The sequence below is a fragment of the Carboxylicivirga caseinilyticus genome, from assembly GCF_050589785.1.
In the GTDB taxonomy this organism is placed as follows: domain Bacteria; phylum Bacteroidota; class Bacteroidia; order Bacteroidales; family Marinilabiliaceae; genus Carboxylicivirga; species Carboxylicivirga caseinilyticus.
In genome coordinates this window covers 1-26852 of record NZ_JBNGOX010000060.1, presented here as the reverse complement: position 1 = coordinate 26852, position 26852 = coordinate 1, and the positions used below count along the sequence as shown (strand labels likewise).

At 36.8% G+C, this 26852-nt stretch carries 26 protein-coding genes and 1 tRNA gene; 17 read left to right on the top strand and 10 right to left on the bottom strand.

What is annotated here, in order from left to right; all coding sequences use genetic code 11:
• The coding region (locus ACRD62_RS21145; RefSeq protein WP_430822093.1) for a COG3014 family protein at positions 1-1503 on the top strand (1503 nt) is incomplete at its 5' end.
• 194 nt (positions 1504-1697) lie between these two features.
• Here the strand turns inward: ACRD62_RS21145 and ACRD62_RS21140 are convergent.
• The 8 genes from ACRD62_RS21140 to ACRD62_RS21105 are packed head-to-tail and all read right to left on the bottom strand — an operon-like array spanning position 1698 to position 8869.
• Complete coding sequence (locus ACRD62_RS21140) at positions 1698-2225, bottom strand: C40 family peptidase (RefSeq protein WP_430822092.1); 528 nt, start codon at positions 2223-2225, stop codon at positions 1698-1700.
• Positions 2226-2230: 5 nt separating this feature from the next.
• Positions 2231-3340: an ABC transporter permease gene (locus tag ACRD62_RS21135; RefSeq protein ID WP_430822091.1), complete on the bottom strand. Its 1110-nt coding sequence runs from the start codon at positions 3338-3340 to the stop codon at positions 2231-2233.
• A 4-nt stretch (positions 3341-3344) separates the two neighbouring features.
• Positions 3345-4439 carry an ABC transporter permease gene (locus ACRD62_RS21130; RefSeq protein ID WP_430822090.1) on the bottom strand — a complete coding sequence of 365 codons (1095 nt, stop codon included), beginning with the start codon at positions 4437-4439 and terminating at the stop codon, positions 3345-3347.
• A gap of 13 nt (positions 4440-4452) precedes the next feature.
• Positions 4453-5178: an ABC transporter ATP-binding protein gene (locus ACRD62_RS21125; protein WP_430822089.1), complete on the bottom strand. Its 726-nt coding sequence runs from the start codon at positions 5176-5178 to the stop codon at positions 4453-4455.
• Position 5179: 1 nt separating this feature from the next.
• Positions 5180-6088, bottom strand: coding sequence for an ABC transporter ATP-binding protein (locus tag ACRD62_RS21120; protein WP_430822088.1), 909 nt, complete (start codon positions 6086-6088; stop codon positions 5180-5182).
• A 2-nt stretch (positions 6089-6090) separates the two neighbouring features.
• The gene (locus ACRD62_RS21115) at positions 6091-6972 is read right to left on the bottom strand and encodes an HlyD family secretion protein (protein WP_430822087.1); all 882 of its coding nucleotides are present in this window, start codon (positions 6970-6972) and stop codon (positions 6091-6093) included.
• Positions 6973-6990: 18 nt separating this feature from the next.
• Positions 6991-8238, bottom strand: coding sequence for a TolC family protein (locus ACRD62_RS21110; protein WP_430822086.1), 1248 nt, complete (start codon positions 8236-8238; stop codon positions 6991-6993).
• A 4-nt stretch (positions 8239-8242) separates the two neighbouring features.
• Positions 8243-8869 carry a TetR/AcrR family transcriptional regulator gene (locus ACRD62_RS21105; protein WP_430822085.1) on the bottom strand — a complete coding sequence of 209 codons (627 nt, stop codon included), beginning with the start codon at positions 8867-8869 and terminating at the stop codon, positions 8243-8245.
• A 199-nt stretch (positions 8870-9068) separates the two neighbouring features.
• Between ACRD62_RS21105 and ACRD62_RS21100 the strand changes: the two genes are divergently transcribed.
• From ACRD62_RS21100 to ACRD62_RS21060, 9 genes are read left to right on the top strand one after another with little or no spacing between them, the layout of a single operon-like run.
• Positions 9069-10664 (top strand): carboxyl transferase domain-containing protein, encoded by a 1596-nt coding sequence (locus ACRD62_RS21100; protein WP_430822084.1) that lies wholly within the window; start codon positions 9069-9071, stop codon positions 10662-10664.
• Positions 10645-11454, top strand: a complete 810-nt coding sequence (locus ACRD62_RS21095; protein WP_430822083.1) for an enoyl-CoA hydratase/isomerase family protein — start codon at positions 10645-10647, stop codon at positions 11452-11454. The genes ACRD62_RS21100 and ACRD62_RS21095 overlap by 20 nt, the downstream gene beginning before the upstream one ends.
• A 14-nt stretch (positions 11455-11468) precedes the next feature.
• The gene (locus tag ACRD62_RS21090; RefSeq protein WP_430822082.1) at positions 11469-13400 is read left to right on the top strand and encodes an acetyl/propionyl/methylcrotonyl-CoA carboxylase subunit alpha; all 1932 of its coding nucleotides are present in this window, start codon (positions 11469-11471) and stop codon (positions 13398-13400) included.
• 1 nt (position 13401) lies between these two features.
• Complete coding sequence (locus ACRD62_RS21085) at positions 13402-14550, top strand: acyl-CoA dehydrogenase family protein (protein WP_430822081.1); 1149 nt, start codon at positions 13402-13404, stop codon at positions 14548-14550.
• Positions 14551-14588: 38 nt separating this feature from the next.
• Positions 14589-15584, top strand: coding sequence for a beta/alpha barrel domain-containing protein (locus ACRD62_RS21080; RefSeq protein ID WP_430822080.1), 996 nt, complete (start codon positions 14589-14591; stop codon positions 15582-15584).
• 1 nt (position 15585) lies between these two features.
• Positions 15586-16902, top strand: coding sequence for a hydroxymethylglutaryl-CoA reductase (locus ACRD62_RS21075; protein WP_430822079.1), 1317 nt, complete (start codon positions 15586-15588; stop codon positions 16900-16902).
• Entirely contained in the window at positions 16899-17831 is a 933-nt protein-coding gene (locus tag ACRD62_RS21070) for a GYDIA family GHMP kinase (protein ID WP_430822078.1), read from the top strand. Before ACRD62_RS21075 ends, ACRD62_RS21070 begins: the two co-directional genes overlap by 4 nt.
• Positions 17831-18853, top strand: coding sequence for a diphosphomevalonate decarboxylase (locus tag ACRD62_RS21065; protein WP_430822077.1), 1023 nt, complete (start codon positions 17831-17833; stop codon positions 18851-18853). The genes ACRD62_RS21070 and ACRD62_RS21065 overlap by 1 nt, the downstream gene beginning before the upstream one ends.
• A gap of 4 nt (positions 18854-18857) precedes the next feature.
• Entirely contained in the window at positions 18858-19838 is a 981-nt protein-coding gene (locus ACRD62_RS21060) for a mevalonate kinase family protein (protein ID WP_430822076.1), read from the top strand.
• 176 nt (positions 19839-20014) lie between these two features.
• Here the strand turns inward: ACRD62_RS21060 and ACRD62_RS21055 are convergent, their stop codons facing one another.
• The gene (locus tag ACRD62_RS21055) at positions 20015-20365 is read right to left on the bottom strand and encodes a P-II family nitrogen regulator (protein WP_430822075.1); all 351 of its coding nucleotides are present in this window, start codon (positions 20363-20365) and stop codon (positions 20015-20017) included.
• A 49-nt stretch (positions 20366-20414) separates the two neighbouring features.
• On the bottom strand, positions 20415-21743 hold the full coding sequence (locus ACRD62_RS21050; RefSeq protein ID WP_430822074.1) for an ammonium transporter: 1329 nt from the start codon (positions 21741-21743) through the stop codon (positions 20415-20417).
• Positions 21744-22095: 352 nt separating this feature from the next.
• Between ACRD62_RS21050 and ACRD62_RS21045 the strand changes: the two genes are divergently transcribed.
• The 7 genes from ACRD62_RS21045 to ACRD62_RS21015 all read left to right on the top strand — a co-directional run bounded on the left by ACRD62_RS21045 (position 22096) and on the right by ACRD62_RS21015 (position 26843).
• A complete protein-coding gene (locus ACRD62_RS21045) occupies positions 22096-22659 on the top strand; it encodes an RNA polymerase sigma factor (RefSeq protein ID WP_430822073.1) in 564 nt (187 codons plus the stop codon).
• A 5-nt stretch (positions 22660-22664) separates the two neighbouring features.
• Complete coding sequence (locus tag ACRD62_RS21040; RefSeq protein WP_430822072.1) at positions 22665-23198, top strand: hypothetical protein; 534 nt, start codon at positions 22665-22667, stop codon at positions 23196-23198.
• Positions 23188-24273: a hypothetical protein gene (locus tag ACRD62_RS21035; RefSeq protein ID WP_430822071.1), complete on the top strand. Its 1086-nt coding sequence runs from the start codon at positions 23188-23190 to the stop codon at positions 24271-24273. Before ACRD62_RS21040 ends, ACRD62_RS21035 begins: the two co-directional genes overlap by 11 nt.
• A 15-nt stretch (positions 24274-24288) precedes the next feature.
• Positions 24289-24789 carry a hypothetical protein gene (locus ACRD62_RS21030; protein ID WP_430822070.1) on the top strand — a complete coding sequence of 167 codons (501 nt, stop codon included), beginning with the start codon at positions 24289-24291 and terminating at the stop codon, positions 24787-24789.
• A 45-nt stretch (positions 24790-24834) separates the two neighbouring features.
• A complete protein-coding gene (locus ACRD62_RS21025; protein ID WP_430822069.1) occupies positions 24835-25530 on the top strand; it encodes a hypothetical protein in 696 nt (231 codons plus the stop codon).
• A 38-nt stretch (positions 25531-25568) separates the two neighbouring features.
• Positions 25569-26297 (top strand): head GIN domain-containing protein, encoded by a 729-nt coding sequence (locus ACRD62_RS21020; RefSeq protein ID WP_430822068.1) that lies wholly within the window; start codon positions 25569-25571, stop codon positions 26295-26297.
• Between the two features lie 461 nt (positions 26298-26758).
• Positions 26759-26843: transfer RNA gene (locus tag ACRD62_RS21015), tRNA-Ser, on the top strand.
• The last annotated feature ends 9 nt before the right edge of the window (positions 26844-26852 follow it).

Genomic DNA, 26852 nt, shown 5'->3' with positions numbered 1-26852 from the left:
TCCCTTTTAGGGGAGGTTTGGTGGGGTATAATGAAAGTAAAGTTACAATTTGAAAGATTCCTTATTTGCAGAATCACTTTTTGGACACCCTCTTATTTAAGTCATACCTTACCTATGATCCAAAGACTACTTTTACTCCTTTCAATAATCTTTCTATTTAGCTCGTGTCTTACCTACTACGAGAAGAATATTCAACTACAGAACATGATTACAGCTGGTCAGTTTGAGTCGGCTGATAAAATTCTTCAGAATGATAAAAAAGGAGGTGAAGGTAAAAACCGTATGCTCTATTTCTGCAACAGAGGTGTAGTTTCTTTTATGAATGGTGAGTATGAACAAAGCATAGAATATTTTAACCAAGCAGATTATTACGTTGAAGATTATAAAAAAAGTATTGGTAGCGAAGCTTTAGCTCTTATCACAAATCCGGGTATCAAACCTTATCAACCGGAAGATTTTGAGGCCGTAATGGTTCATTACTATAAGGCTCTGAATTTTATTTACCTCAATAATTATGAAGGTGCTCTGGTAGAATGTCGAAGAGTTAATATTCTTCTTCAACAATTTAATGAGAAATACAAAGAAGGTAAGAATAAATATACACGGGATGCCTTTGCCCACACTATGATGGGATTGGTATACGAAGCATCGGGTAACATTAACGATGCCTTTATAGCTTATCGAAATGCTTTGGAAATATATGAGCAGGATTATTCCACTATGTTTGGCGTTCAAACTCCTGATCAATTAAAAAAGGATATTCTCCGAACTGCATACGAACTGGGTTTTGGAACTGAACTGGAATTTTACAAAGATAAATTTGGAATGACCTATGAACCTGAAGAAGAAGAGAATGGTTATCTTGTATTTTTCTGGATGAATGGATTTGGTCCTGTCAAAGACGAATGGAGCATTAATTTTGTTAACACAGGCTATAATGATGGTTGGATGACTCTTGCCAACGAAGAATATGGTTTATCATACCCTATTTACATCGGAAATTACTCCAATGAAAAGAAGAATAATTTCAAAAACTTATCTGTATTAAGGGTTGCCTTCCCAAAATATGTTGAGCGCAAACCTCTTTTTAACAATGCTTATATCTCAGTCAATGGAGATAACTATCCGCTGCAATTATCTGAGGACATCAATAGCATTGCTTTTCAATGTCTGAAAGACAGAATGGTAAGAGAAATAGGCGCAGGAATTGCCCGATTAGCTGCTAAAAAAGCCATGGAGGCAGTTGCTCGTAAAGAAAATGAAAATCTGGGAGCCGTTTTAAGTATTATTAATGCGGCCACCGAACAGGCTGATACACGCAACTGGCAAGCCCTGCCATATAGTATATCATATTGTCGCATTCCACTAAGTGAAGGAACTCATCAGGTTAAATTAACCGCGACAGGAAGAATGCAAAGTGAAGAAACTTTTACATTCAATATTAAAAAGGGCCAGACTTCCTTTTTTGCCTTCCACAACCTCGAAAGTGAACAATTGAGATAAGGTTGAAAACTAAACCATGGAAGGGCCCTACCTGCGAAAAAGAAATATATCTTGATGGAAACAGCCCTTCCATGAAATCGTGACGAATGTCATCGTTGTTTAGTGGAAAACAAATAACGTAATTGTGGATTAAGAAAATATAAACCTAATGTTAATTCAATCTGAATTAATTGTAAAAAGTGAAATTTATATGATTATCGTGTACCCCAAATAAACAAATCGCCCCAATAATCATCATCTATTGCAGTCACCACACAACCTTTTGAACTCGACACATGAATAAATTCTGAGGTATTAATCATGATACCTACATGATTGATCAGTCGACTTTTACTGCCCTTAAAAAATACCAGATCACCTTTTCGCAATCGTCCCTTTGTTGGTACAATCTGTCCATAACGAGCCATATCAGCTGATTTATGCGGCAAACTCAATCCAATATCTTTAGCTGCGAGATAAACCAGACCGGAGCAATCCATTCCAAATGAACTTAACCCACCAGCTCTATAGCTGGAACCTTTGTATTTTTTTGCTGCTTGTACAAGATCTTCTTTCCTAAATTCAGCCGGCCAATCTTTTTCTATTCCTTGAGAGGCAAAATCTTCTATCCTATTTTTTAACGAAGGATCCATTGTCTTATCCAACAACAATTCATAACCTGAAACACTGCAGGATGTCAATACAAATAGAATTATTGCTGATAATAAAAAATTGCCCTTCATTAGCCTTAAGAGGTTTTTCGATAACTAAAAACAGCTAAAGGTACCGTAATACAAGCAATTAACAAAGTTGAACCAAATTCCACCATAATATCTCTAAAACCAGCTCCTTTTATCAGAACCATACGAATTACATTCATAAAATAATAAAGCGGATTAAGGCGATTTAGTTCCTGAGCAAGAACGGGCATATTATCAACTGAAGTAAAAGCACCACTTAACAATACAAAAACCAATAAAAAGAAAAAACTGATCATCATTACCTGTTGTTGAGTCTGACTTTGGGTTGAAATAAATAATCCGATACCCAATACTGCCAACAGATAAACAAATGCAAAAGCATATAAAACCAATAGATTACCATTGATAGGTAAATCATAAATGATTTTCGAAAGGGTTAATGCCAACGTCAGTTCAAACAAGCCAATAATAAGAAATGGTACTAACTTACCAATGATAAAATGGGATTTCTTAATGGGTGTTACATTTATTTGTTCAGCTGTACCAATCTCTTTTTCCCGAACCAGGTTTAAGGCCGTTAGAAACATCCCTATAATGGTTAACAAGATGGCCATGATAGCCGGTAACATGTAATATTTGTAATTTAAATTGGGGTTAAACCAATATAAAGCCTCCGATTTTATTTGTTTGACATCGGTCAATAATTGTTGTTCAATTGAAATTTCAAGGTTTAGCCCCCGAACAATATTACTTAAATAACCAAACGACAATTGTGCCTTTGAAGCATCAATAGCATCTGTAATAATCTGCAGTTTAGCATTCCCTTCCCTGTTAAAATCAGATTCCATATTATGTGGAATGAAAATGACCACATCTGTTTTATTATCCTGAATCCTTTCAATCGCCTCTTCTTTGCTTAATGCCAGATCTTCCAATTTGAAAAAAGGCGATGCTTCCAGCTTACTTATCAATAAACGCGATGTACTTGACAAATCTTTATCAGCCACTGTTACACTGATATTTTTCATATCCATTGTTGCGGCATTTACCAGCACAATCAATTGAACCAAAGGCAGAACAAATATCAATGGCAGCATTGTTCGGTTTCTAAAAACCTGTAAAAACTCTTTTTGTAATATGGCTAGTATAATTCTCATTGTTCTACTGTAATCTGATTTTAAATTTCTTCACACTTAATGTCACAAATAACACAACAAAACCAATGAGGATGAGTGTTTCCTTCCAGACATAAGACAAGCCTCCTCCTTTGAGCATAATGGTTTTTACTATGATTATAAACCATTTGGGAGGAATAATATTACTAAGTATTCGCAAGGGTAATGGCATATTTTCAACAGGAAAAATAAACCCTGACAAAAGAATCACTGGCAGCATAAGAGCAAACATACTCATAAACATGGCGACCATCTGATTTTTGGCGACCGTCGAAATCAATATCCCCAGAGACAAAGCCAGTATGGTAAACAACAAACACTCTATTAACAGTAATACAATACTCCCCTTAACAGGAACACCAAATACCCAGTATCCCAAAGCAAGGATCGAAACAGCATTAATCAGTGCCATTAGCACATAAGGAGTTACTTTTCCAAGAATAATCTGCAATGGCTTAAGCGGAGAAATCAATAAGACCTCCATTGAGCCAAATTCTTTTTCGCGGGTAATAGAAATACTCGTCATCATAGCAGAAACCAACATCAGAATCATAGCCATAATACCGGGAATGGACATATAAACACCTTCCAAAGCTTCATTATAAAACATGCGTACTTCAGGTTGAATACCCATTGAAACACTAGAACTGGTGGTGTATGAAGTAAAAATACCATCGGCAAATTGTGAAAGCATTCTGGCTAAATTCGGATCGGAGGCATCACAAACCAATTGTACATGAGCTGTTCCAGTTTTTTGAAGATTCTGACTAAACTCAGGCTCAAACACAACTACCATTTTCACTCGTTGATCGTTAAAAGCAGGTTCAATCTGAGACTCATTAGTCAGATAAGCATCATTTTTAAAATAACCTGACGATAACATTTTTTGAGTCAGTTCGCGTGTAACCTCATCCTTTGATTTATCCAGTATTGCAATGGATGCATCTTTGATTTCAGTAGTAATAGCAAAACCAAAGATCAGAATCTGGACTATCGGCATGATAAATAAAATCAGCATTGTGCGATAATCACGGAAAATATGCAGAAACTCTTTCTTAACAAATGCTATAAATCGATTCATAGATCACATTATTTTATCGGGCCAAAGCCAGAAAAACATCATTCATACTGGCAGCATTAAACTGCTTTTTTAATTCAGAGGGTGTACCCAATGCATCAATGCGTCCATCCACCATGATAGTTACACGATCACAATATTCTGCTTCATCCATGTAATGAGTAGTCACAAAAACAGTAATTCCATTATCAGCTGCTTCGTATATCATCTCCCAGAACTGACGCCGTGTGATTGGATCAACTCCACCTGTTGGTTCATCCAGAAATACAATTGATGGCTGATGAAGGATAGCCACACTAAAAGCCAGCTTTTGTTTCCATCCTAATGAAAGTGTCGAAACCAGTCGTTTTCTTTCTTCAAACAAATTCAACTTATGCAGTAATTGCTCACCCCGTTCTTTAAAAACTTTTGCAGAAAGCCCGTACACAGTAGCAAAAAAGCGCATATTCTCCCAGACGCTTAAATCCTCAAACAATGAGAATTTCTGACTCATATACCCAATTCGCTTCTTAACTTCTTCAGACTGATGCGAAACATCAAAACCTGCCACATCAACTTTACCAGAAGTTGGAGCAGACAAACCACAAAGAATACGCATGGCAGTTGTCTTACCAGCCCCGTTAGCACCCAGGAATCCAAAAATTTCTCCTTGATCAACGTGAAAATTAAGGTTATCATTGGCTGTGAAATTCCCGAATTTCTTTACCAGGTTTTCAACTGTAATTACCTTTTTCTTCTCCATATCAACCAACCTTATGAGTTAAAGCAATAAAACAATCTTCAATATCAGGCTGTATCAATTCCACATGATCAAAAACCAATTGTTGTGATGATAAATACGCTTCAATGTCTTTTCCATCAACATCATTTCTCTTATCGAGATAATGAAGTGTTTCTCCAAAAGGATAAACATTTTCGCAGTGTTCCCATTGCCGAAGTGCCTGAAGTGACTTGTAATTGTTTTCTACTTTAATTGAATACAATGGATCTGAAAACTGAGCAACAATTTCAGAGGGTGGTGCCACGGCATGAATCTTCCCGTTTTGCATCAAAGCAACACGGTCGCACAAACCCGCTTCGTCCATATAAGGTGTGGAAACAACAATGGTAATCCCTTTTTCTTTCAGCTTTTGCAACATTTCCCAGAATTCTCGTCGCGACACAGCATCAACCCCTGTAGTAGGCTCATCAAGCAACAAAAGACGAGGTTTATGAATCAGAGCACACGACAATGCTAGTTTTTGCTTCATCCCTCCAGACAGTTTTCCGGCAGGTCGGTTCTTAAATGGTTCAATCTGTTTGTAAATGTCTTCAATCAGATGATAATTTGCTTCGATGGTGGTACCGAAAACAGTTGCAAAAAATTGCAGGTTCTCTTCAATGGATAAATCGTAATACAACGAAAACTTACCGGGCATATATCCAATGATCTGACGAACTTTTTTGTACTCCTTAACAGGATCCAACCCGAACAAACTTATCTCACCCTCATCGGGTATCAGAAGCGAATTGAGCATGCGAAACAAAGTAGTTTTACCGGCTCCGTCAGGACCAATAAAGCCAAACAACTCCCCTTCTTCAATATTCAACGATACACCATCGACAGCATGCACATCTTCGAAAGACTTATGTATGTTTTTGAACTCAATCATAATCAGAATTTGACTTCACCAGGCATTCCAATCTTAACTCTGCCATCATTTTCAATAGCTATCTTAACCGCATAAACCAAATCAACACGTTCTTCCTTTGTCTGCACTATCTTTGGTGTAAACTCAGCCGATGATGAAATCCAGGAAATGGTACCTTCAATGGTTTGATTGGTATCTTCGGTTTTGTCGAATCGCACTTCAACCTTCTGACCAATTTGAATTTCAGGTAATTGACTACCAGTTACAAATGCACGTAAGAACATGGTATTCAAATCTGCCACTTTTACCACAGGTTTACCCATCACAGCCATTTCACCCTGCTCAACAAACTTTTGAAGAACAGTACCTTCTGATGGCATCATTAAGTTACAGCGATGCAACTGATCCTCTATTTCAGCAAGCTGAGCATCAATTACACCTAATTCAGCTTTGATACTTTCTATCTGGGTATAATAACCTTCGAGCTGTTTTTCCATCACATGTACCTGGCCCTGTAAATCATCAACCTGCTTCGAAGTAGCTGCCTTCTCACGATACATATTATAAACACGCGTTACATCTTTCATTAAAACACCCTTTTGTGCTTTTAAAACCTCAATCGAAGCTTTAACCTGGTCTGTTTTACTTTGAGATGCTTTGCGTGATGCAATCAACTGATTTCTTTTAATTACCAATTGAGTGGTATCAATCAGAGCAATCAAATCGCCTTCCTTCAATTCCTGGCCTTCTTCAACAGCCAATTGAATAACACGACCACTAACCTCTGAACTTATCAATTTATCTGTTGCTTCGAAATTTCCATAAGCATCTGATCCGTCCTCACCATTATTACAAGCTGCAACAATCAATGTAACAGCTAATATCAATGCATTTTTTATTTTCATATTCTTTGGCCCTAAATATTAATTCTGCTTTTTACCTAACTCTTGTAATTCCACTTCAGCTTTACTTTTTTCAATCAAATGAATTTCTTTAGCCAAGCGCGACATACTTTCGGCATTAAACTCTTTGATGTAATCGGCAGCTGTAACCGTTCCGTTATTCATTTGCGATTGACGCGCTTGGGTAATCTTCTCTCGAAGAGCTATAATGGCATCATCCTTTTCTAAAATCTTATCCAGTTTTCGAATACGTGATTCCACTTCTTTTTCAGCTAAAGAAAGATTCTTTGTAAATGTTGCTTCCTGCGTCTGAAAACTCTCTGATTGTAATTGAATTATCTGTTTTTCGCTGGAAGTGGATTTCCAATCCCAGATATTCCATTTCAACCTTACTCCCACCATATAAAAAGTAGCCATTTCGTCCTTCAGCATATTATAGCCTGGATTTCCATAGCCAACCTGACCAAATCCGGCTAAAACCGGGATACGTTGGCGACCTTTCAAATATTGGTAGTCTCCCAGTTGCTGTTGTTGAGCTTCAAAAAGCTTGTACTCAGGTCTTAATTGATTGTCAAGTGTTACCGGCATAATAAACTCCTGATCCATTGAAAGATTTGCTCCTGTCAATTCTGTAAGAATCTCAAGGGCAGCCTTCTGACCTTCTAATAACGAATATTTATCCTGTTCCACCTTAAGCAATTCAACTTCAAAGAGATCAGCTTCACTTTGCAAGAGAGCTCCGTTTTCGACAGCCACTTTCATCTCTGCCAGTCTTTGTTTTAATATTTCTTCGTTATAAGCTAATTGTTTAAGCTGTTCTTTTAAAGTCAGTAATAAATAATAGCTATCAATTACCTTGTTCCTGATTGAGTACAATTGAACTTCCACATTCAGTTTCTCGGCAACTTTCTTACTCGATTCCATTTGTTTGGCTGCTTTTGTCATGCCTCCATCATAAATCGATTGCTGAATATCCACAAAAGCTTTGTATTGCTCCTTGGGAGCTTTAGGAACATTAAAACCTGTCATCGAAGCATCAATACCAGGTACATCATTTTGCCATGTATACTGAACCGAAGCATCCAGCTTAGGATAGTAATTGGCATTTAACGACTTTAATCTTAAAGAAAGCTGTTGATCCAGATTCTCAAAATCAGAAATAAGAGGATAATTCTCCCTGCTTAATTGCAGGCACTCTTCAAGAGTTAAAGTCTGCGCATTTACCCCAACAATGGAAAATATAATGGCAATAAAAAGGTAAACTCTCATATAATTATTGTTTGATAAAATAACACTCTTTAATAATATTCATGATTGATTCTTTTCGTCCCTCCATGAAATGATTCCATTTCTCCTCATCATTCTTCATTAACAACTGAATCATTAGAGGACGAGCCGCAAATGGAAACACACACATAGAAATAATATTAATCATCATCTCCATCGGATTTGTCTTCTTTAAATATCCCATTTCCATTTGTTGTTGAAGAAAATCGACAATTACTTTAGGCTGAATTCCAACCTCATTCATAAGCAAACCGAATTTTTCAGGAGTTCGATGCAATTCACCCAAAATAAAATTGGGTAAATAGGGTTTCTCCATAAATGTTTCGATATAAGCCTGTACAATTGATTCCAAAGCCTCATGAGGAGATTCAATCTTTAAAGCATCTTGCACCTGAGGCCAGAACTCCTTAAAAGCTTCAACAAAGACTTTGTCGAATAACTTTTCTTTGGAACGGAAATAATAATGCAGCATCGCTTTATTGATACCTGCCTTGTCGGCTATCTCCTGCATTCGCGCACCGTCCATTCCTTTTTCCATAAAAACATCGCGAGCAGCATTCAAAATAACCTGCTCACTTACATTTCCTGATTGTTTATTTTTTAAATCATCCATCTAGTTTAACCATTTGGTTAATTTCGGTTCAAATCTATATCAACTATTTGGATTAACCAAATGGTTAACGCAATTTTATTATTTCAAATACTTATCATACTTTTGCATCTGGTTTTCTTTTATTTGTATAATTTATTACCAAAAAAGCTGAACAATTAGTCAGCTTTAAGGTTATTACTGATAACTCAACAGGACCAATATGTTTCAGTTAGAAAGCAAAATAACGAACAACGAAGACTTTCAATATAATCAGGAAAAGAACCAATATCTCATTGAAGATTATTGGAATAAACTCAATACAGTTATTAATGGCGGTGACCCAAAAGCAATAAAAAAACATACCGAAAGAGGTAAGTTACTGGCCCGTCAACGAATTGAATTATTGTTAGACAAAAATTCTCCTTTTCTGGAATTATCACAGTTAGCTGCAAATGGTCAATATAAAGATGCTTTTCCATCAGCCGGTATTTTAACCGGAATTGGTAAAGTACATGGCAAAGATGTAATGATTGTAGCCAATGATGCAACAGTTAAAGGAGGTACATACATTGCTGAAACCATTAAGAAACATATAAGGGCCCAGGAAATTGCAGAACAAAACTACCTGCCCTGTATTTACATGGTTGATAGTGGTGGCATCTTTTTACCTGAACAAGCTAAGGTATTTGCCGACAAAAACGACTTTGGCAGGATCTTTTTTAATCAATCCAGGATGTCGGCCAAAGGTATTTCACAAATTTCTATTGTAATGGGATCATGCACTGCAGGTGGCGCTTATGTGCCTGCCATGAGTGATGAAACCATTATTGTAAAAGAGCAAGGCACCATTTTTTTGGCGGGTCCTCCTCTGGTGAAAGCTGCAACAGGTGAAGAAGTCAGTGCTGAAGAATTAGGTGGTGGTTTTGTTCACACCCATATATCCGGTGTTGCTGACCATTTGGCTGATAATGACACCCATGCCATTCATATTTGCCGGAACATTATTGAATCATTGCCCGAAAAGAAAAGAGCAGAAAATAACTTTCTTGCTCCAAAATATCCTATCGACGATTTATATGGTTTAATCCCTGCCGATGGAAAACCTTTCCCAGACATTAGGGAGATTATTGCGAGACTTACGGATAATAGCGAATTCCATGAGTTTAAAAAAGAATATGGATCAACCTTAGTAACAGGCTTTGCAAAAATACAGGGACAGAAAGTTGGCATACTTGCTAATAATGGAATTCTGTTTTCTGAATCAGCCTTGAAAGGAACCCATTTCATACAGTTGTGCAACGAGCGAAACATACCTATGCTATTCTTACAGAATATCACCGGATTTATGGTTGGTAAGGAATATGAGCACAAAGGGATTGCCAAGGATGGTGCAAAAATGGTGAATGCATTAGCTAATTCAAAGGTTCCATATTTCACTATTATTATTGGCGGATCGTACGGCGCCGGAAATTATGCAATGGCAGGTAGGGCTTATGAACCGCGTTTCTTATTTATGTGGCCAAACGCACGTATTTCGGTTATGGGAGCCAAACAGGCTGCAGAAGTATTGATCACCATAAAAAAAGATCAGGCAAAAGCTCTTAATCAGGATATAAATGCCGAAGAACTGGAATCTATCCGTGATCAGATTGTAAAAAAATACGAAGAAGAAGGTTCGCCTTACTATAGTACAAGCAGGTTATGGGATGATGGCATCATTGATCCTGTTTCGACCCGTGATGTAGTAGCCCGGGTGTTGCAAATTATTTCAAACGCAAACAAAGAAAATATTGGATATGGAGTATTCAGAATGTAAAATAGATCAAAACATCAAAATAGATCAGGATAATGGCATCAGCTGGATTACCTTAAATAATCCAGCTAAAAAGAATGCTCTTTCCATATCCATGATTAATGAATTAATCGAAAACTTAAAAGCCATTGCCGAAGACGAAAGACAACGCGTTGTGGTTCTACAGGGAGCTGACGGTGTTTTTTGTTCAGGAGCTGATCTGGAATGGATGCGGGCCGGTATTCAGCAGAATATGAATGAAAACATGGAGGATGCCAGGTTGTTTTACAAGCTTTATTCAACTTTATATTATTTTCCGAAACCAATAATTGCCTGGGTCCAAAAGTTCGCATTCGGCGGTGCCACAGGACTAATTGCCTGCGCTGACTATACGTTGGCAGAAAAAGATAGTTTATTTGGCTTTCCAGAGGTCAAACTTGGTTTGGTACCGGGCACAATAGCTCCATTCATTGTAAAGAAAATTGGTTTCAATCATAGTAAGGCCTTAATGCTAAGCGGTGAAACCTTTAAAGCTAAAAAGGCTAAAAAAACAGGATTAATAAACGAAATCATAATCCCTTCAGAATCTGAAGATCGAATTAGAAAAATTGCTGAACAGTTCATGAAAAACAGTCCTGAAGCAATTGCCTCAACAAAACACTTACTGAATAGAATTGTTGATAACGGCGAGTTCACCGATGATTTGGCTAATCTGTGTTGTCAGACAATTGCTTCTGCGAGAATCTCTGATGAAGGACAAGAAGGTGTTACTGCCTTTTTTGAGAAAAGAAAACCCAGTTGGATTAAAGAGTAAAGAACAGAGCGAAAATGGTTAGAAAAGTATTGATTCCAAACAGAGGTGAGATTGCTGTTCGAATAATTAGAGCTGCGCATCAATTAGGTATAAAAACCATTGTTACATTAACTGAACTGGAGCAAGATACCATTCCGGCAAAAATCAGTGATGAAGTGCATTATTTCAAACAAACTTCTTTGGCTGAAACCTATTTGAATATTCCGCTAATCATTGAATTAGCTAAAATTTATAATGCAGACAGCATCCATCCGGGTTATGGTTTTCTGGCTGAAAATCATAATCTGGCAAACGCCTGTATAAAAGAAGGAATAAAATTTATTGGCCCTTCACCCAATGACTTAAAACTCATGGGCGATAAACAAACTGCCCGTGAAATAGCTCGCAAATGCAATGTGCCTATCACTCAATCGTGGGAAGGTGAAGTAGATGAGATAATACAACAGGCAGATCAAATGCCCTATCCGGTACTGATTAAAGCGGCAATGGGCGGCGGCGGAAAAGGCATGGTCATCTGTCAGGATAAAGAATCGCTTCAATCCCAGCTATCATCAGTTTCACGTCAGGCTAAAAACTATTTTGGAGACGACCGGGTTTATGTGGAGCAATACCTGGAATCGCCGCGTCATATTGAAGTACAGGTTCTGGCCGATGAATATGGAAATACTGTTCATCTATTTGAACGGGAATGTTCTGTACAAAGGCGTTTTCAAAAAATAATTGAAGAAGCACCAGCTCCTAATCTCTCTGATAGTAAAAGAAAAGAATTAACCTCTGATGCAATTAAACTTTGCAAAAGTATTAATTATAAAAGTGCCGGCACACTTGAATTTCTGGTTGATAATCAAGGAAAACATTATTTCCTGGAGATGAATACCCGTATTCAGGTTGAACATTGCGTTACCGAAGAAATAACCGGAGTTGATCTGGTTGAATGGCAATTCAGAATAGCCAATGGTGAGATTCTGAAACTGCAACAGGATGATATTTTAATCAATGGACATTCAATCCAGGCCAGAATTTATGCCGAAGATCCTGCTAATAATTTCAGCCCCTCTCCCGGCTCAATAGAAGAATTAATCTTACCTGAGAATAAAAGTTTACGAATGGAAATGGCATTTGATTCGCCAACAACCATTCATTCACAATTTGATCCGATGATTGCCAAGTTTATTGTTCATGAGACAAACAGAGATGAAGCAATCAAGCAACTCTCTTCAATATTGTCAGAAACGATTATTGGTGGTATCAAAACCAACTTATCATATCTTCAAAACATATTAAATCATCAAAAATTTAAGGAAGGTAATATACACACTCACTTTTGTCAGGATGAGCATAATCTGCTGATTTCAAATCATCAGGAATTAATAACTCAATCGCTTATAACTTATAGTTTAATTCGTTTTAATCCTCAAAATGGAATAAATGGTTTTTGGAGATTGTTACCTCAATTGGAGTTTATCTATAATGATAAAACGTATAAAGCCAGCTATAAAAAACAATATAACCGAATCTTATTGAATATAGAAGATAAGGTATATCCTATATCTGATATGAGATTAGACCATAACACCTTAGAGTATAACATTGATAATATGTCAATTAAAGCCTATCACTTTAATAAAAATGAAAATTACACAATAGTTATTCAAAATCAGGAACATCACATTAAGGCATTGGATATTTTACCCGAGTATCAGCCTAAAAACGAAAAACATAATCAAAACAATGGTTCTACCCTGTACTCTCCTCTTCCCGGACAAGTAGCAAAAGTTCTGGTGAAAGAAGGGCAAAAGGTGAAAGCAGGTGATGTACTGGTTATTCTGGAAGCTATGAAAATGGAAAATCGACTGAGCGCATGGAAAGATACAAAGATTGAACAAATCCATGTTGTAAACGGAGATCAGGTAAAATCGAACCAACTATTAATAACAACAAACTAACATGTCAGTATTAGCAAACGAACAACACGAAGCATTTCGACAAGAAGTAAGAACATTTGCAGAAAAAGAAATCAAACCAGTTGCAGCCCAACTTGATGAGCAGGAAACTTTTTCGGTTGATTTAACAAAGAAAATGGGGCAGGCAGGGTTATTTGGAATTGATATTCCAAAAAAATATGGTGGCCGCGAAATGGATACTCTCTCCTACATCATTGCAGTAGAAGAAATTTCCCGTATTGATAGTTCGCAGGGCGCAACGATGGCAGCTCATAACAGTTTGGGCATTGCTCCTATTTTTAATTTTGGTACGGAAGCTCAACGCGAAAAGTATTTGCCGATTCTAACCAATGGTGATGGTTTATGGGCATTCGGACTTACTGAAGTAATGGCTGGTTCTGATGCTCAAGGTGTTCAAACTATTGCAGAAGATAAAGAAGATCATTGGCTGATAAATGGTACAAAACGATATATAACCAACGGTAGTAATGAGCTGATGAAGGGCATGACGATACTTGCCTTTACAGATGAAGATAATGGTAAAAAACGTTTTTCTACCATACTGGTTGATCGTGATTCTGAAGGCTTTTCAACTCAAAGCATGAAAGGAAAAATGATGTGGAGAGCCTCAGATACTGCTAAAATCAAATTAGATAACGTTAAAACACCTAAAGAGAACCTATTGGGTAATAGAGGTCGTGGTTTGGGTCAAATGCTTAAGACACTTGATTCAGGTCGTTTATCAATTGCAGCTATGGGACTGGGACTTGCCCAGGGAGCCTTTGAATTGGCCTTAGAATATGCTCAAAAAAGAGAACAGTTTGGAACTAAAATAGCATCATTCCAAACTATTCAATTTAAACTAGCTGATATGGCTATGAAAATTGAACTTGCCCGTAACACACTGTATAATGCTTGTGTTTTAAAAGACAGAGGACTTCCGTTTGGTAAAGAAGCCGCAATGTCGAAACTATATTGTAGCGAGATTGCCAAAGAGGTTTCTGATGAAGCAGTTCAGATTTTCTCAGGGCAAGGTTTGTTTAAATCTTCAACCATAGAGCGCTTCTATCGCGACCAGAGAATTCTTCAGATTGGTGAAGGAACATCTGAAATACTTCGCATTGTCATCAGTAAGCATTTGGGATTGGAATAATAAGACGTAAATTTGTCTGTAAAGAAACTCTAACAAACATGGAAGACCGCAAAAAAGACCATATCGATTTAGCTTTTAGTTCACGACTGGATGGTAATCTGGCTGATAATCGTTTCGATTATGAACCAATGATGGGGACCCATGGTAAAAAAGATCTGAGTTTTGAATTTGCAGATAAGAAAATGCGTCTTCCAATCTGGGTTTCCAGCATGACAGGTGGAACCAAACGAGCCGGCACTATCAATAAAAACCTGGCACAGGCATGCGCTGAGTTTGGAATGGGTATGGGTTTGGGATCGTGCCGTATTTTACTTGACTCTCCTGAGTATTTCGATGATTTCAACGTTCGCCCTGTAATGGGTGATGATGTACCTTTATTTGCCAATATTGGGATTTGTCAGTTGGAGCAAATGTTGGAAAACAAAACGGAAGAAAAGTTAGACGAACTGGTACAGAAACTGCAGGCTGATGGTTTGGTCATTCACATTAATCCTATGCAGGAAGCCTTTCAGCCAGAAGGAGATTTATTAAAATCACCACCCATAGAAATATTAAAAAAATACCTTGCCAAAACTGATCTTAAAATTATTGTAAAAGAAGTGGGGCAAGGCTTCGGCAAAGAAAGCCTGCGTCAATTATTAGCATTGCCATTGGAAGCAATTGAATTCGGAGCTTTAGGTGGAACCAACTTTTCATTGGTTGAGTTGAATCGTTCTGAAGCCGTTGCGGCGGAGGTGTATAATCCATTTATTCACATTGGTCACACAGCTGAAAACATGACGCAAACAATTAACCAACTGATTGATAAGATGGGTTATCGGGTAAAAGTGAATAACCTGATCATCTCAGGTGGAATATCTTCAATTCTGGATGGCTACTACCTGACTGAGATATCAAGAATGCCTGCTATTTTCGGTATGGGATCAGCATTTTTACGTCATTCAATGGGAAGCTATGATAAACTTCGAAACTATATTCAGAAGTTGGAAAATGGTTTACAATTGGCTAATAACTTTTTAAGAGTAAAGCAATAACATGCAAAAAAATTCAGTCATAAAAGGATTCTCAAAGTTAAACAGGGATGAAAAAATCCGGTTATTAATGGAGTATCTGAAACCATCAGATCAGGTTGAAATAAACCTGAATCGTTATTTACATCCAACTGACCAGTCTCTTTTTGATGATATTTCAGAAAATACGGTCTCTAATTATTATTTACCTTTTAGTCTGGCTCCCAATTTTCTTGTTAACGACCAAATGTACATTGTACCAATGGTTATTGAAGAAAGTTCTGTTGTAGCTGCTGCATCAAAAGCAGCATCCTTTTGGGCAAAAAACGGAGGGTTTCAAGTCAGAGTAAAGGATACAATTAAAAATGGTCAGCTGTTCTTTCAATGGAACGGACCTGTTTCCTTACTTCAGGAGCATTCAAATCAAATCGAAAATATAATTGAAAAGGCCTCTTCGGAAGCTACCATAAACATGAGAGCTCGTGGCGGAGGTATTACTGGTTTCGAAATAAAACCCATTGACAATATGAATAACACCTATCAGCTGTTGGTAAAATTCAAAACTGCCAATTCTATGGGTGCTAATTTCATCAATACCTGTCTTGAGCTTATTTCAACACCATTGATGGATTTTATCAATACCACTCCTGCTTTAAATAAATTTGGACAGGCTGAACACATCATGTCCATTCTAAGTAATTATACTCCGGAATGTGTTGTCGAATGTAAAGTTGAATGTTCCATTGAGCAGCTTGCTCCTTACTCGGGTACTTTTTCTCCACAGGAATTTGCCAAACGTTTTAAAACAGGTGTCGATATTGCAATTAATGATCCATACCGGGCCGTAACACACAACAAAGGAATTTTTAACGGAATAGATGCTGTTGTATTGGCAACGGGTAATGACTTCAGAGCCGTTGAAGCAGGTGCTCAAGCCTTTGCTGCACGATCGGGACAATATCGTTCACTCACCCATTGTAAAATTGACGAAAACACATTCACCTATACTTTGGAAGTTCCTTTGGCTTTGGGTACCGTTGGAGGACTTACCAATATTCATCCAATGGTAAAAAATGCCTTCGAAATTTTAGGTAATCCAGGAGCAGAAGAACTGATGCGGATTGTGGCAGCAGCAGGAATGGCAAATAATTTTGGTGCCGTTACCTCATTGGTTACCACCGGCATCCAAAAAGGTCATATGAAATTACATTTGGGGAATATTCTGACTGCTCTTAATGCTACAGAGGAACAGAAGACAAAGGCTCTTGCCTTCTTTGCCGACCAAACAGTAAGTTACTCAGCTGTTCAAACATTTTTAGAAGAGACTAAACAGAAGGCATGAAAAATAACGGAAAGCAAATATTTCATGCCAACGGTAAACTTCTGTTAACCGCTGAATATCTTGTTTTGAAAGGTGCTAAAGCTTTGGCTCTGTCGCTAAATAAAGGTCAGAAATTAACGGTCCATAACCAAGAGAGCGGATTAAGCTGGAAAGCCTTCAATCCCGAAGGTTTATGGTTTGAGGCAAATTTTGATGATGATTTGAATCTAATGAATGACAATCAATCATCTGAAGCTTTGCGCCTAAGAGATATTCTAAACCAGGTATGCAAAATAAATAACAGCACAAGAGATTTATTGAAAGGTAAATCAATAACGACCGAATTGGAATTTAATAATAATTGGGGCTGGGGAAGCAGCTCCACACTTATTGCGCTTTTATCAAAATGGTTAAAAACTGATCCATATTTATTATTGAAACATACATTTGGAGGATCTGGTTATGACATTGCCTGTGCTCTCAATAATCAGGCAATTATTTATCAGACCATCAAGAATCAAACAACCGTTGAGAAAGTTGATTTTGATCCTGAATTTAAGGAACATATCTTTTTCATTTACAGTGGTCAGAAGCAGAACAGTAACCAAGAAGTAAAACGTTTTACGAAAGACAGCACTGTTAGTGATCTGGTAATTGAAGAAATAAATGAGATTACAGATCTAATGACATCAACTCAAAGCCTGAGTGAATTTGGGAGATTGATGCATAAACATGAAGACATCATAAGTCATTTTGTTCAATTTAAACCTTTAAACATTGAACATTTTTCAGATTTCAAAGGTTATACTAAAAGTTTGGGTGCCTGGGGAGGAGACTTTTTTATGGCTGTAACAGAGTGTAATGAAGAATATTTGAGGAATTATTTCCAACAAAAAGGTCTTAAAACCATTTTCAGTTACAAACAGATTGTTTTAAACACGAAAAGTTAATGCAGCAAATAATAAAAACATATCAGGATGCTCCTTCAAATATAGCCATAGTAAAATATTGGGGTAAGAAAGGTTTACAAGAGCCACAAAACCCAAGTGTAAGTTTTACATTGAGTAAAGCCTTGACAAAAACCAATGTTCAATACGAATTAACTGACAACAAACTGAACATCAACTTTATTTTTGAAGGAAAAGAAAAAGATAGCTTCATACCCAAGCTTAACTTTTTCATAAAGAATATAGAACACCTGCTACCCTATTTAAAAAGCGGTAATTTATTCATCGAAACTGAAAATACTTTTCCGCACTCGAGTGGTATAGCATCATCAGCCAGTTCCATGGCATCACTGGCTAAATCATTGGTTGATATCAGTGAAAAAATTGGTAACAGTCACACCAATAAACAAGTGTTGATTTCTGAAATTGCACGATTAGGTTCAGGCAGTGCCTGTCGATCAACGCAGGAAGGCTGGATACTTTGGGGTAAGACTCCTGTAATTTCGGAATCAAGTGATGCCTACGGCATCTCTGTTAACACTTCGGTTCATTCCAACTTTGAGGATCTTCAGGATAGTATTCTGGTTATTCGAAAAGGATCAAAAGCTGTGAGCAGTACCGTTGGCCATTCATTAATGAACAATCATCCATATAAACAAGGAAGGATTAACCAGGCCAATTCAAATATTGCAAAGCTATTAAAAGCACTTGGTACTGGTGATTTCGAACAATTTGCAATCATTTGTGAGGAAGAGGCTCTAAGCCTGCATGCATTAATGATGAGTTCTTCTCCCGGTTACACTTTAATGGCTCCTGAAACACTGGAGGCAATAAATAGAATTCAAGAATTCAGAAAAAACAGTCAGGTTCCATTAACCTTTACACTGGATGCAGGTCCTAATATTCATTTGATCTACCAAAAAAAACACATCCGTTTAATACAGCCGTTTATAAAAGAACATCTGGCACCTTTATGTGAGGACCAGACAGTTATTTATGATGAAATATCAATGCAAACAAATTAATACAATGAGCATAAAAAAAGGGAAAAAAGAAATCTATTATTCTAAAGTAATGCTGTTTGGCGAATACAGCATCATTCTTGGTTCAATGGGATTGACCATCCCTTATGCGCATTTCAATGGCGAACTAAAATTCATTAACAAGAATAGTTATACCGATTTGGATTTTGCCCAAAACTCTAATCAGCAGATCCGTGAATTAAACAACTACATCTCGGATTTAAAAAGCAAAAATCAGCTTCTTCATGATTTTGATTGTGACAGACTGGCCAATGACCTTAATAATGGATTATATTTCGAATCAAGTATACCAGAAGGTTATGGTTTGGGAAGTAGCGGAGCATTGGTAGCAGCCCTATACAATGAATATACTCTTGATCGGATAGATTCCAGAGCAGGAATTCAAATGGAAGAAATACTGGAACTCAAAAAGAATTTTGCACAGATAGAATCCTTTTATCATGGTACCAGTTCAGGCATTGATCCATTAATTTGTTATCTGAAGCATCCATTGGTATTAGAAAACAAGCACCAAATATCATCTGTTGGCATTCCACGAAAAGAAATAATGGATGATGATGCGATATTTTTAATAAACAGTGGAAAACCAGGCAAAACTGCCCCATTGGTTAAACTGTTTATGGAGAAAATAAAGGATCCGAATTATCTGAAGGTTATTGAAGAAGAAATGATTCCATTAACAAACAAATGCATTAATCAAATGCTTGATGGTAATTTGAATGGGATGTTTAACGACCTTAAATCATTGTCTGCATTACAATTGAAATACCTGCCAGAAATGATACCAGCATCGATACAGGATATTTGGAATCACGGATTATTAACAGATGACTTTACTTTAAAACTTTGCGGATCCGGCGGTGGTGGTTTCATTTTAGGTTTTACGCGTAACTATACTCAAACCAAAACCTTTTTCAATAATTTAAAGATGGAAATGATACCCGTTTATCGCGAAGTGATAAAATGATTTTAAGTACCCCCTAAAAACAGAGTTCCCCCGTTAAAAACGAGGGAACTTTTTTCATAGATATAGGAGGTTATAATGGTATCAATACAATTTTCTAATGCTTCGCAATGATACTAATAATTAACCTAGATTACTTACAAAGTTTGATTTGTTTGACAAACACACCAAAATCTTACTTAAATAGCGCTTCCTCCACGCTCACCTGTACGAATTCGAATGCACTCTTCAAGGTTGGTAATGAAAATTTTACCATCTCCAATTTCACCTTCCACCTCACTCTCTGATCGAGCGGCATCCATAATTGCATTAACAGTAGTATCGACAAACTCCTCATTAACTGCAATTTCCACACGCATTTTAGGTATCAATCCAGGGATAACCTTTTTACCCCTGTAGACTTCTTCCTGTAATTGTGCTCCGTGACCAGACACCCTGCTCACAGTAATTCTAGTAATACCGGCAGCAATCAAGCTTTCACGAACCTGATCCAATTGGTATGATCTTATTATAGCTGTAATTAATTTCATTCTTTTAAATTTTAAGTCAATACAAAAACAATTTGCTCTTACTTGGAGATTAGTTAGGATTTAACATACCATATCCACGTTCACCATGGAAAGTATGATCCAATCCTTGCATTTCCTCTTCAGGACTTGTTTTCAATCCGAACAGTTTTTCTATCACAATTAAAAGAATTATCGTTAGTACAACTGCATAAGCAATAGCTATACCAACTGCTGCTACCTGAACACCAAGCTGTTGCCAGATTGTCCAAACACCACCAGCTTTTTCAGCAGCTTCTGCCATCCATGAGTCTCTGATGAAGAATGTAAGAGCAACAGCTCCAACAATTCCACCTACTCCATGAATTCCAAATGCATCCAAAGAATCGTCGTATCCTAATTTATCTTTTACAATTAACATGTAGTAGCAAATAACGGTTGCAATCGCACCCAATGCCATTGCTCCTATTGGCTGAACAACACCAGCAGCTGGGGTCACAGCAACCAAACCAGATAATATACCGGAAGCAAATCCTAAAGCAGTCATTTTGCCCTGATGAACACCTTCAATAATAATCCAGGTAATTGCACCGGCTGCGGCAGCCACCTGTGTAGCAGTCAATGCCTGAGCCGTAGCTAATCCACTTGATATACTACTTCCTGCATTAAATCCGAACCAACCTACCCAAAGAAGACCGGCTCCCATCATTGTCATTACAAGATTATTTGGCTTCATCTGACGCTGTGGATATCCTCGACGTGCACCTAAATAAATTGCTGCAACCAAACCACTAACGCCTGCAGATATATGAACTACTGTCCCTCCGGCAAAATCAATGGCTCCATCAGCACCCATGTTAAATAAAAATCCATCTTCGGCCCACACCCAGTGACACAGAGGGTTATATACTAAAAGTCCCCATGCAGCAATGAAAATCAAATAACCTCTGAATTTTACTCTTTCAGCAAAAGCTCCGGCTATTAAAGCAGGTGTTATAATGGCAAATTTTCCCTGAAACATCGAAAAAACGTATTCAGGAACTCCCCCATCGATAATGCTGTTATCTATTCCTTTAAGAAATAGATAATCAGAATTCCATCCAAACCATCCACCTAAAACATTCTCTCCAAAGCACATACTATAGCTAACTGCAACCCACAGAACACTCATCACTCCCATGGCTGCAAAACTGTGCATCATTGTTCCAAGAACATTTTTTGATCGAACCAATCCACCGTAAAACATAGCTAATCCGGGTACCATCAACAACACTAAAGCCGTTGATGTTAACATCCAGGCTGTGGCTCCCGTATCCACATCCGGTTGGGCATTGGCACTTATTATGCCACCAGCACCTAGTAACAGACTCAAAGTCAGTAGGATTTTTCTCTTACTCTTCATTTGTTTATGACATTTATCAGTTTTCTCGGCTGCAAAGATATAAAACGGGGGTTTACTTACAAATTTTACTATTTTTTAACCTATCAACTACAATTTAAAAGACACCTCCATCTTAAATATTTAACTTTAACACATAAAACCCCTATAAATATTACAACCACTTCAAAATTTGATATAACTGAATAGCTTCTTTTACCTGCTTAAACAAGCTATCATTACACATTCTATCAACTTATTTTATACATTTATAGCACTCAATATCAATCACTTTTCAATTTAATGATATTTTTTTTCATTTTCTATGCATCCATATTAATTTAATTCTGTCATTAGATCGTTAACATTTTAGAAATTGACTGAACAAATCGACATACATAAACCTATCATCCAAAAGGCAGCAAAAGGCAATGCTAAGGCTCAAAAGCAATTGTACGAGCTTTATGCCAAAGCCATGTTTAATATTTGCTACAGAATGATGAATAATCTTTATGATGCTGAAGACATGCTTCAGGAGGTATTTATTGATGCATTTAACCGACTTGAAAGCTTCCGGTTCGAATCAACTTTTGGAGCGTGGATAAAAAGAATTACAATTAATAAATGTATTAATGAATTGAAAAGAAAAAAAGTTGCACTTGAATTAAAAGAAGAGATTACACCTGATGCAATTTCTGATGACTATGAAGATACAGAGTACACTCAATTAAGTGTGAATCATATAAAGCATGCAATGGCTTTACTTCCGGACGGCTACAGGGTTATTTTTTCACTGTATATGTTGGAAGGATACGACCACCAGGAAATTTCTGAGATTATGAATATTACAGTTTCAACTTCGAAATCACAGCTGGCAAGAGCCAAGAAAAAACTGATTGAGGTGTTGAAAGCAGGATCAATGCAATACAATTTAAATTAAATGCCATGACTGATCGCCTGAAAGATTTCATAGAAAATAATGCAGATGGGTTTAACGATCTGGAAGTACCTAAAGAGAGTTGGGATAAAATTGCAACTCGCTTAGGACATTCAAAAAAATCCAACAGTGTAAAGATACGATACATCAGTATAATAGCTGCAGCATGCATTGCAGGCATAGCAGTCTTTATGGTAGTGTTTAACAATACGGAACAACCTACTTCTCAGTTGGCTGAGGTGCCTGAGATAGTTGAAGCAGAAGCCTATTATACATCACAGATAAATGTTAAAAGAGAACAGGTTTATCAGTTAGCTGGTGGTTTTCCTGAATTAAAGGAAGAAATGGAAATTGATCTGGCTGAATTGGACACTATCATGGTTCAGCTTAAAAAAGATTTAAACGATAATGTTTCAAACGAAGAAGTTATTGAAGCAATGATTCAGAACTATCGAATGAAACTGATGATACTGGAGGACATAAAATCCTTCCTTGAAGAAAAAAATGAAAAGCCAAAAAACACAAAATCATATGAATTATAAAAGTTATACCGTCTTATTGTTTTATATACTTTTCAGTCATTGGATTTTGGCTCAAAATTATACTGAAACAATCAAGCATCACCGTACATCATACGTGTCGCCAACCGCTACTTTGGAGCTAATTAATAAGTATGGTAGTATTCACGTTTCAACCTGGGATGTTGATTCGGTAAGTATTGACATTGAATTTTTTATTGCTGAAAAGAACGAAAGCAAATTCAATAAAATAAAGGAGAATGTTGATTTTAAAATCAGTGGAAATTCTTCTTTTCTTTCGGCTGAAACAGTCTTTGGCAGCAAATACGCATCTTTCTTTTCCGACATAAAAGAAGCTACTAATTTAATGTCATCGAATAAAAGTTCACACATCGATTACTATGTAAAAGTACCTGAATACATTAACATCAAAATCAATAATCGATACGGAAACATCTTTATCCCAGATTTTCAGGGCAACTTAAATATCGAACTGGCAAACGGCGATTTTCAGGCAAAGAAAATAACAGGTTCCAATATTCTCAACCTTGCATTTGGTAATGTATTAATTGAACAGCTTGAGCAATCCTCTTTAAGCCTGAATTTTAGTGAAGTTAAAATTAAAGATGCAGGACAGCTAAACTTAAATTCCAAATCATCAATGGTTTCCATTGACGAATGTAATCTGATCAAACTTCAATCTAAAAGGGACGAATACAACATTGGTCATATCGGCTTTATGTTTGGAGATACCTACTTCAGTAAAATGAACATACAAAATCTGGACAGTGAATTCAATATGATTCTGAAGTATGGTGAACTTACTCATTTAGGAATTAATCCTGCTTTTAAACTTATACGGATCAACTCAGAATATGCCAATTGCGATTTACAATTAACCAATCCGGTTGCATATTCATCAACCATTAAAGGATCAAAAAGCGAATTTGAATTTGCTAATTCAATTACATCTGCTATTACAGATTGGCAAGAAAAGATTCAATATGAACCGGTAAGTTTTTATTATAAGAATAAAACAGCCAAGGAAAAGATTCAGATAAACATCAATGATGCGACACTAAAAATCTATCACAAATAACTTCACCCGATCAATATGAAATTATATATATCAATATTATTTATTTTAACATGCCTGACTGTCAAAGGTCAGGACTATACGAACGCGCTGAAATTATCAGCCGGTGATTATTGGGGAGTTTCATACAAACGGATGTTCTCGCAGGAAAAAGGATTTAGCGGTAGTTTTCAATTTAACTCATCCGGGATTCAATTAACAGGTCTGAGAGTATTTCACACTCCTGCATTTCCTGATAAATCAAGTCAATGGTTCTTTGGATATGGATATGGAGCTCACTTATCGTATCGAACAAAAGTGGAATCCAGAAACGTTTTTCGTCCTTTCGCTCCCCCGATCATTAACGAAGGAAATTTTATTTCTCCCGGTTTTGATGGTTACCTGACATTGGAATATCGCTTTTTAAAGTATCCCTTTATTCTATCAGCAGATTTTATTCCCGGGTTTGAGTTCTTTGGGCCCGATTTTTTTCGATTAAATATGAATAATTTTTCAGTTAGTGCAGCCTTTTCATTTTAATCTTGACTTTAATACAGTAACAATTAAGAAATTAAATCAAACAATATGAAACGTTTATTTTCAACCTTCCTTATCGCTTGCATAGTGCTTACAATAAGTGCTCAAAACGATGACAATGAAGTAAAAACCCTTTTCGGTGGAAAAAAAGATCAATCCAATGGAGGTTATGGTGCAATTATGCTTGGTTATAGTCAGATATGGGATCGCGATGCCATCTTGATCGGAGCCCGTGGTGGCTGGATCATCAATCATAATTTTGCTATTGGAATGGGTGGTTACGGATTTATGACAGATCCTAAAACGGATACTTATATTACGGATCCAATTACTAATAAAAACAGTAAATATCAGATTACCGGAGGATATGGTGGATTACTATTCGAACCTATTATTGGAGCTAAGCAACCTATCCATCTTTCTTTCCCAATACTTGTTGGTGCCGGTGGAATAGCCTATACCAAACATTGGGAGACAAATGAATGGGATTCGTACGATTACGATTATCAACAAACCTATGAAGATAGTGATGCATTTTTTGTATTGGAACCAGGTGTAGAACTTGAATTTAACATGTTAAAGTTTTTTAGAATTGCTTTGAGCGCCAGTTATCGATACACAAGCAATATCAACCTAAGCTATCAGGAATATCGTGATCCCAAACCAACCCCTAATGTAATAGGTACACAAGACATGCTGCGAGGTATGAACTATGGAATCGTATTTAAATTTGGAAGATTCTAGTATCCATACTCAAAAACTAACCTTTAAAAACTACGAAAATGAAAAACGGAATTAATAAATACTTCCTTATGCTGGCCCTTATTGCAAGTATTCTAACCTTTTCTTCCTGCAAAGAATCAATCAATCCGGGTGATGTATCCATTGAAACAAGAAATACAGGTGATTTTACAGGTATTGATATAGGATATGGATTTGTGGCTGAAATAACATACAGTGCCGACACCTATGAAGTGATTGTTGAAGCACCTGAAAATTTTCAGGAGTACATTTATACCCGAGTTGTTGATGGAATCATGAAGCTTAGAATTGATAATGATGTCAAACTTAACAATTTCACTCATCGAAAAATTTATATCAAAACACCTTTATTAGAAACGTTGGTGGCATCTGGTGGCAGTCATTGCATCTCGGCTGATAAATTTAGCTCTTCAAAGTTCACTTCAGCCCTTTCTGGAGGAAGTCAGGCCAATATTTCAATAGATTGTGACGAGTTTATCAGTATTTTAAGTGGAGGTTCTATTTTATCAATTAACGAAGGGGACACCGAATCTCTTACTATTACAAGCTCAGGAGGCAGTCAGTTCTACGGATTCGATTTAGACAGTAAAACCTGTAACATTATTTCATCGGGTGGCTGTGATCTGGAAGTTAAAGTATCAGATAATCTGAATGTAACAGCATCAGGTGGTTCAAAAATCTATTACATAGGCAATCCGGCAATTACACAAAACCTATCTGATGGATCTGAATTAATTAATTATTATTAAATACTTATCATACACTAACCTTTATGTACATACTATGTATATAAACCCTTTTTCAACCTTACTTTAAATATTTAATTGAAGAAAGGCTAAATCCCCATTAGGGGATTTTGTTCTACAAAACAATCATATTGCAAATCAGAAGAAACTCAGGATTGCTTAAAAAATCTTTTTAATTCTATTACTTCCATAAAGTACTCTTTATATATTTTATTGACTTTGAAAGAAATAGTTTTTTATTTCAAAAAAAGTACCATTTTTCAGCAAAATTTATTTTGCAATTAAAAAATTTACTCTACTTTTGCATCCGTTATCAAAAGAGGTAACTTAATAAAATGCCCAATTATAAAGGGCTTCAGAATTTAATTTGAAACAAAAGGTGCTTTATGCACTTCACGTATATCGACTTGGAGACTGCGATAACTATCGCGAGGCAAAGTGTAAACTTTACTCCATTTACATTTGGAGAGATGGCAGAGTGGTCGAATGCGGCGGTCTTGAAAACCGTTGTACCGCGAGGTACCGGGGGTTCGAATCCCTCTCTCTCCGCTGAAAGCG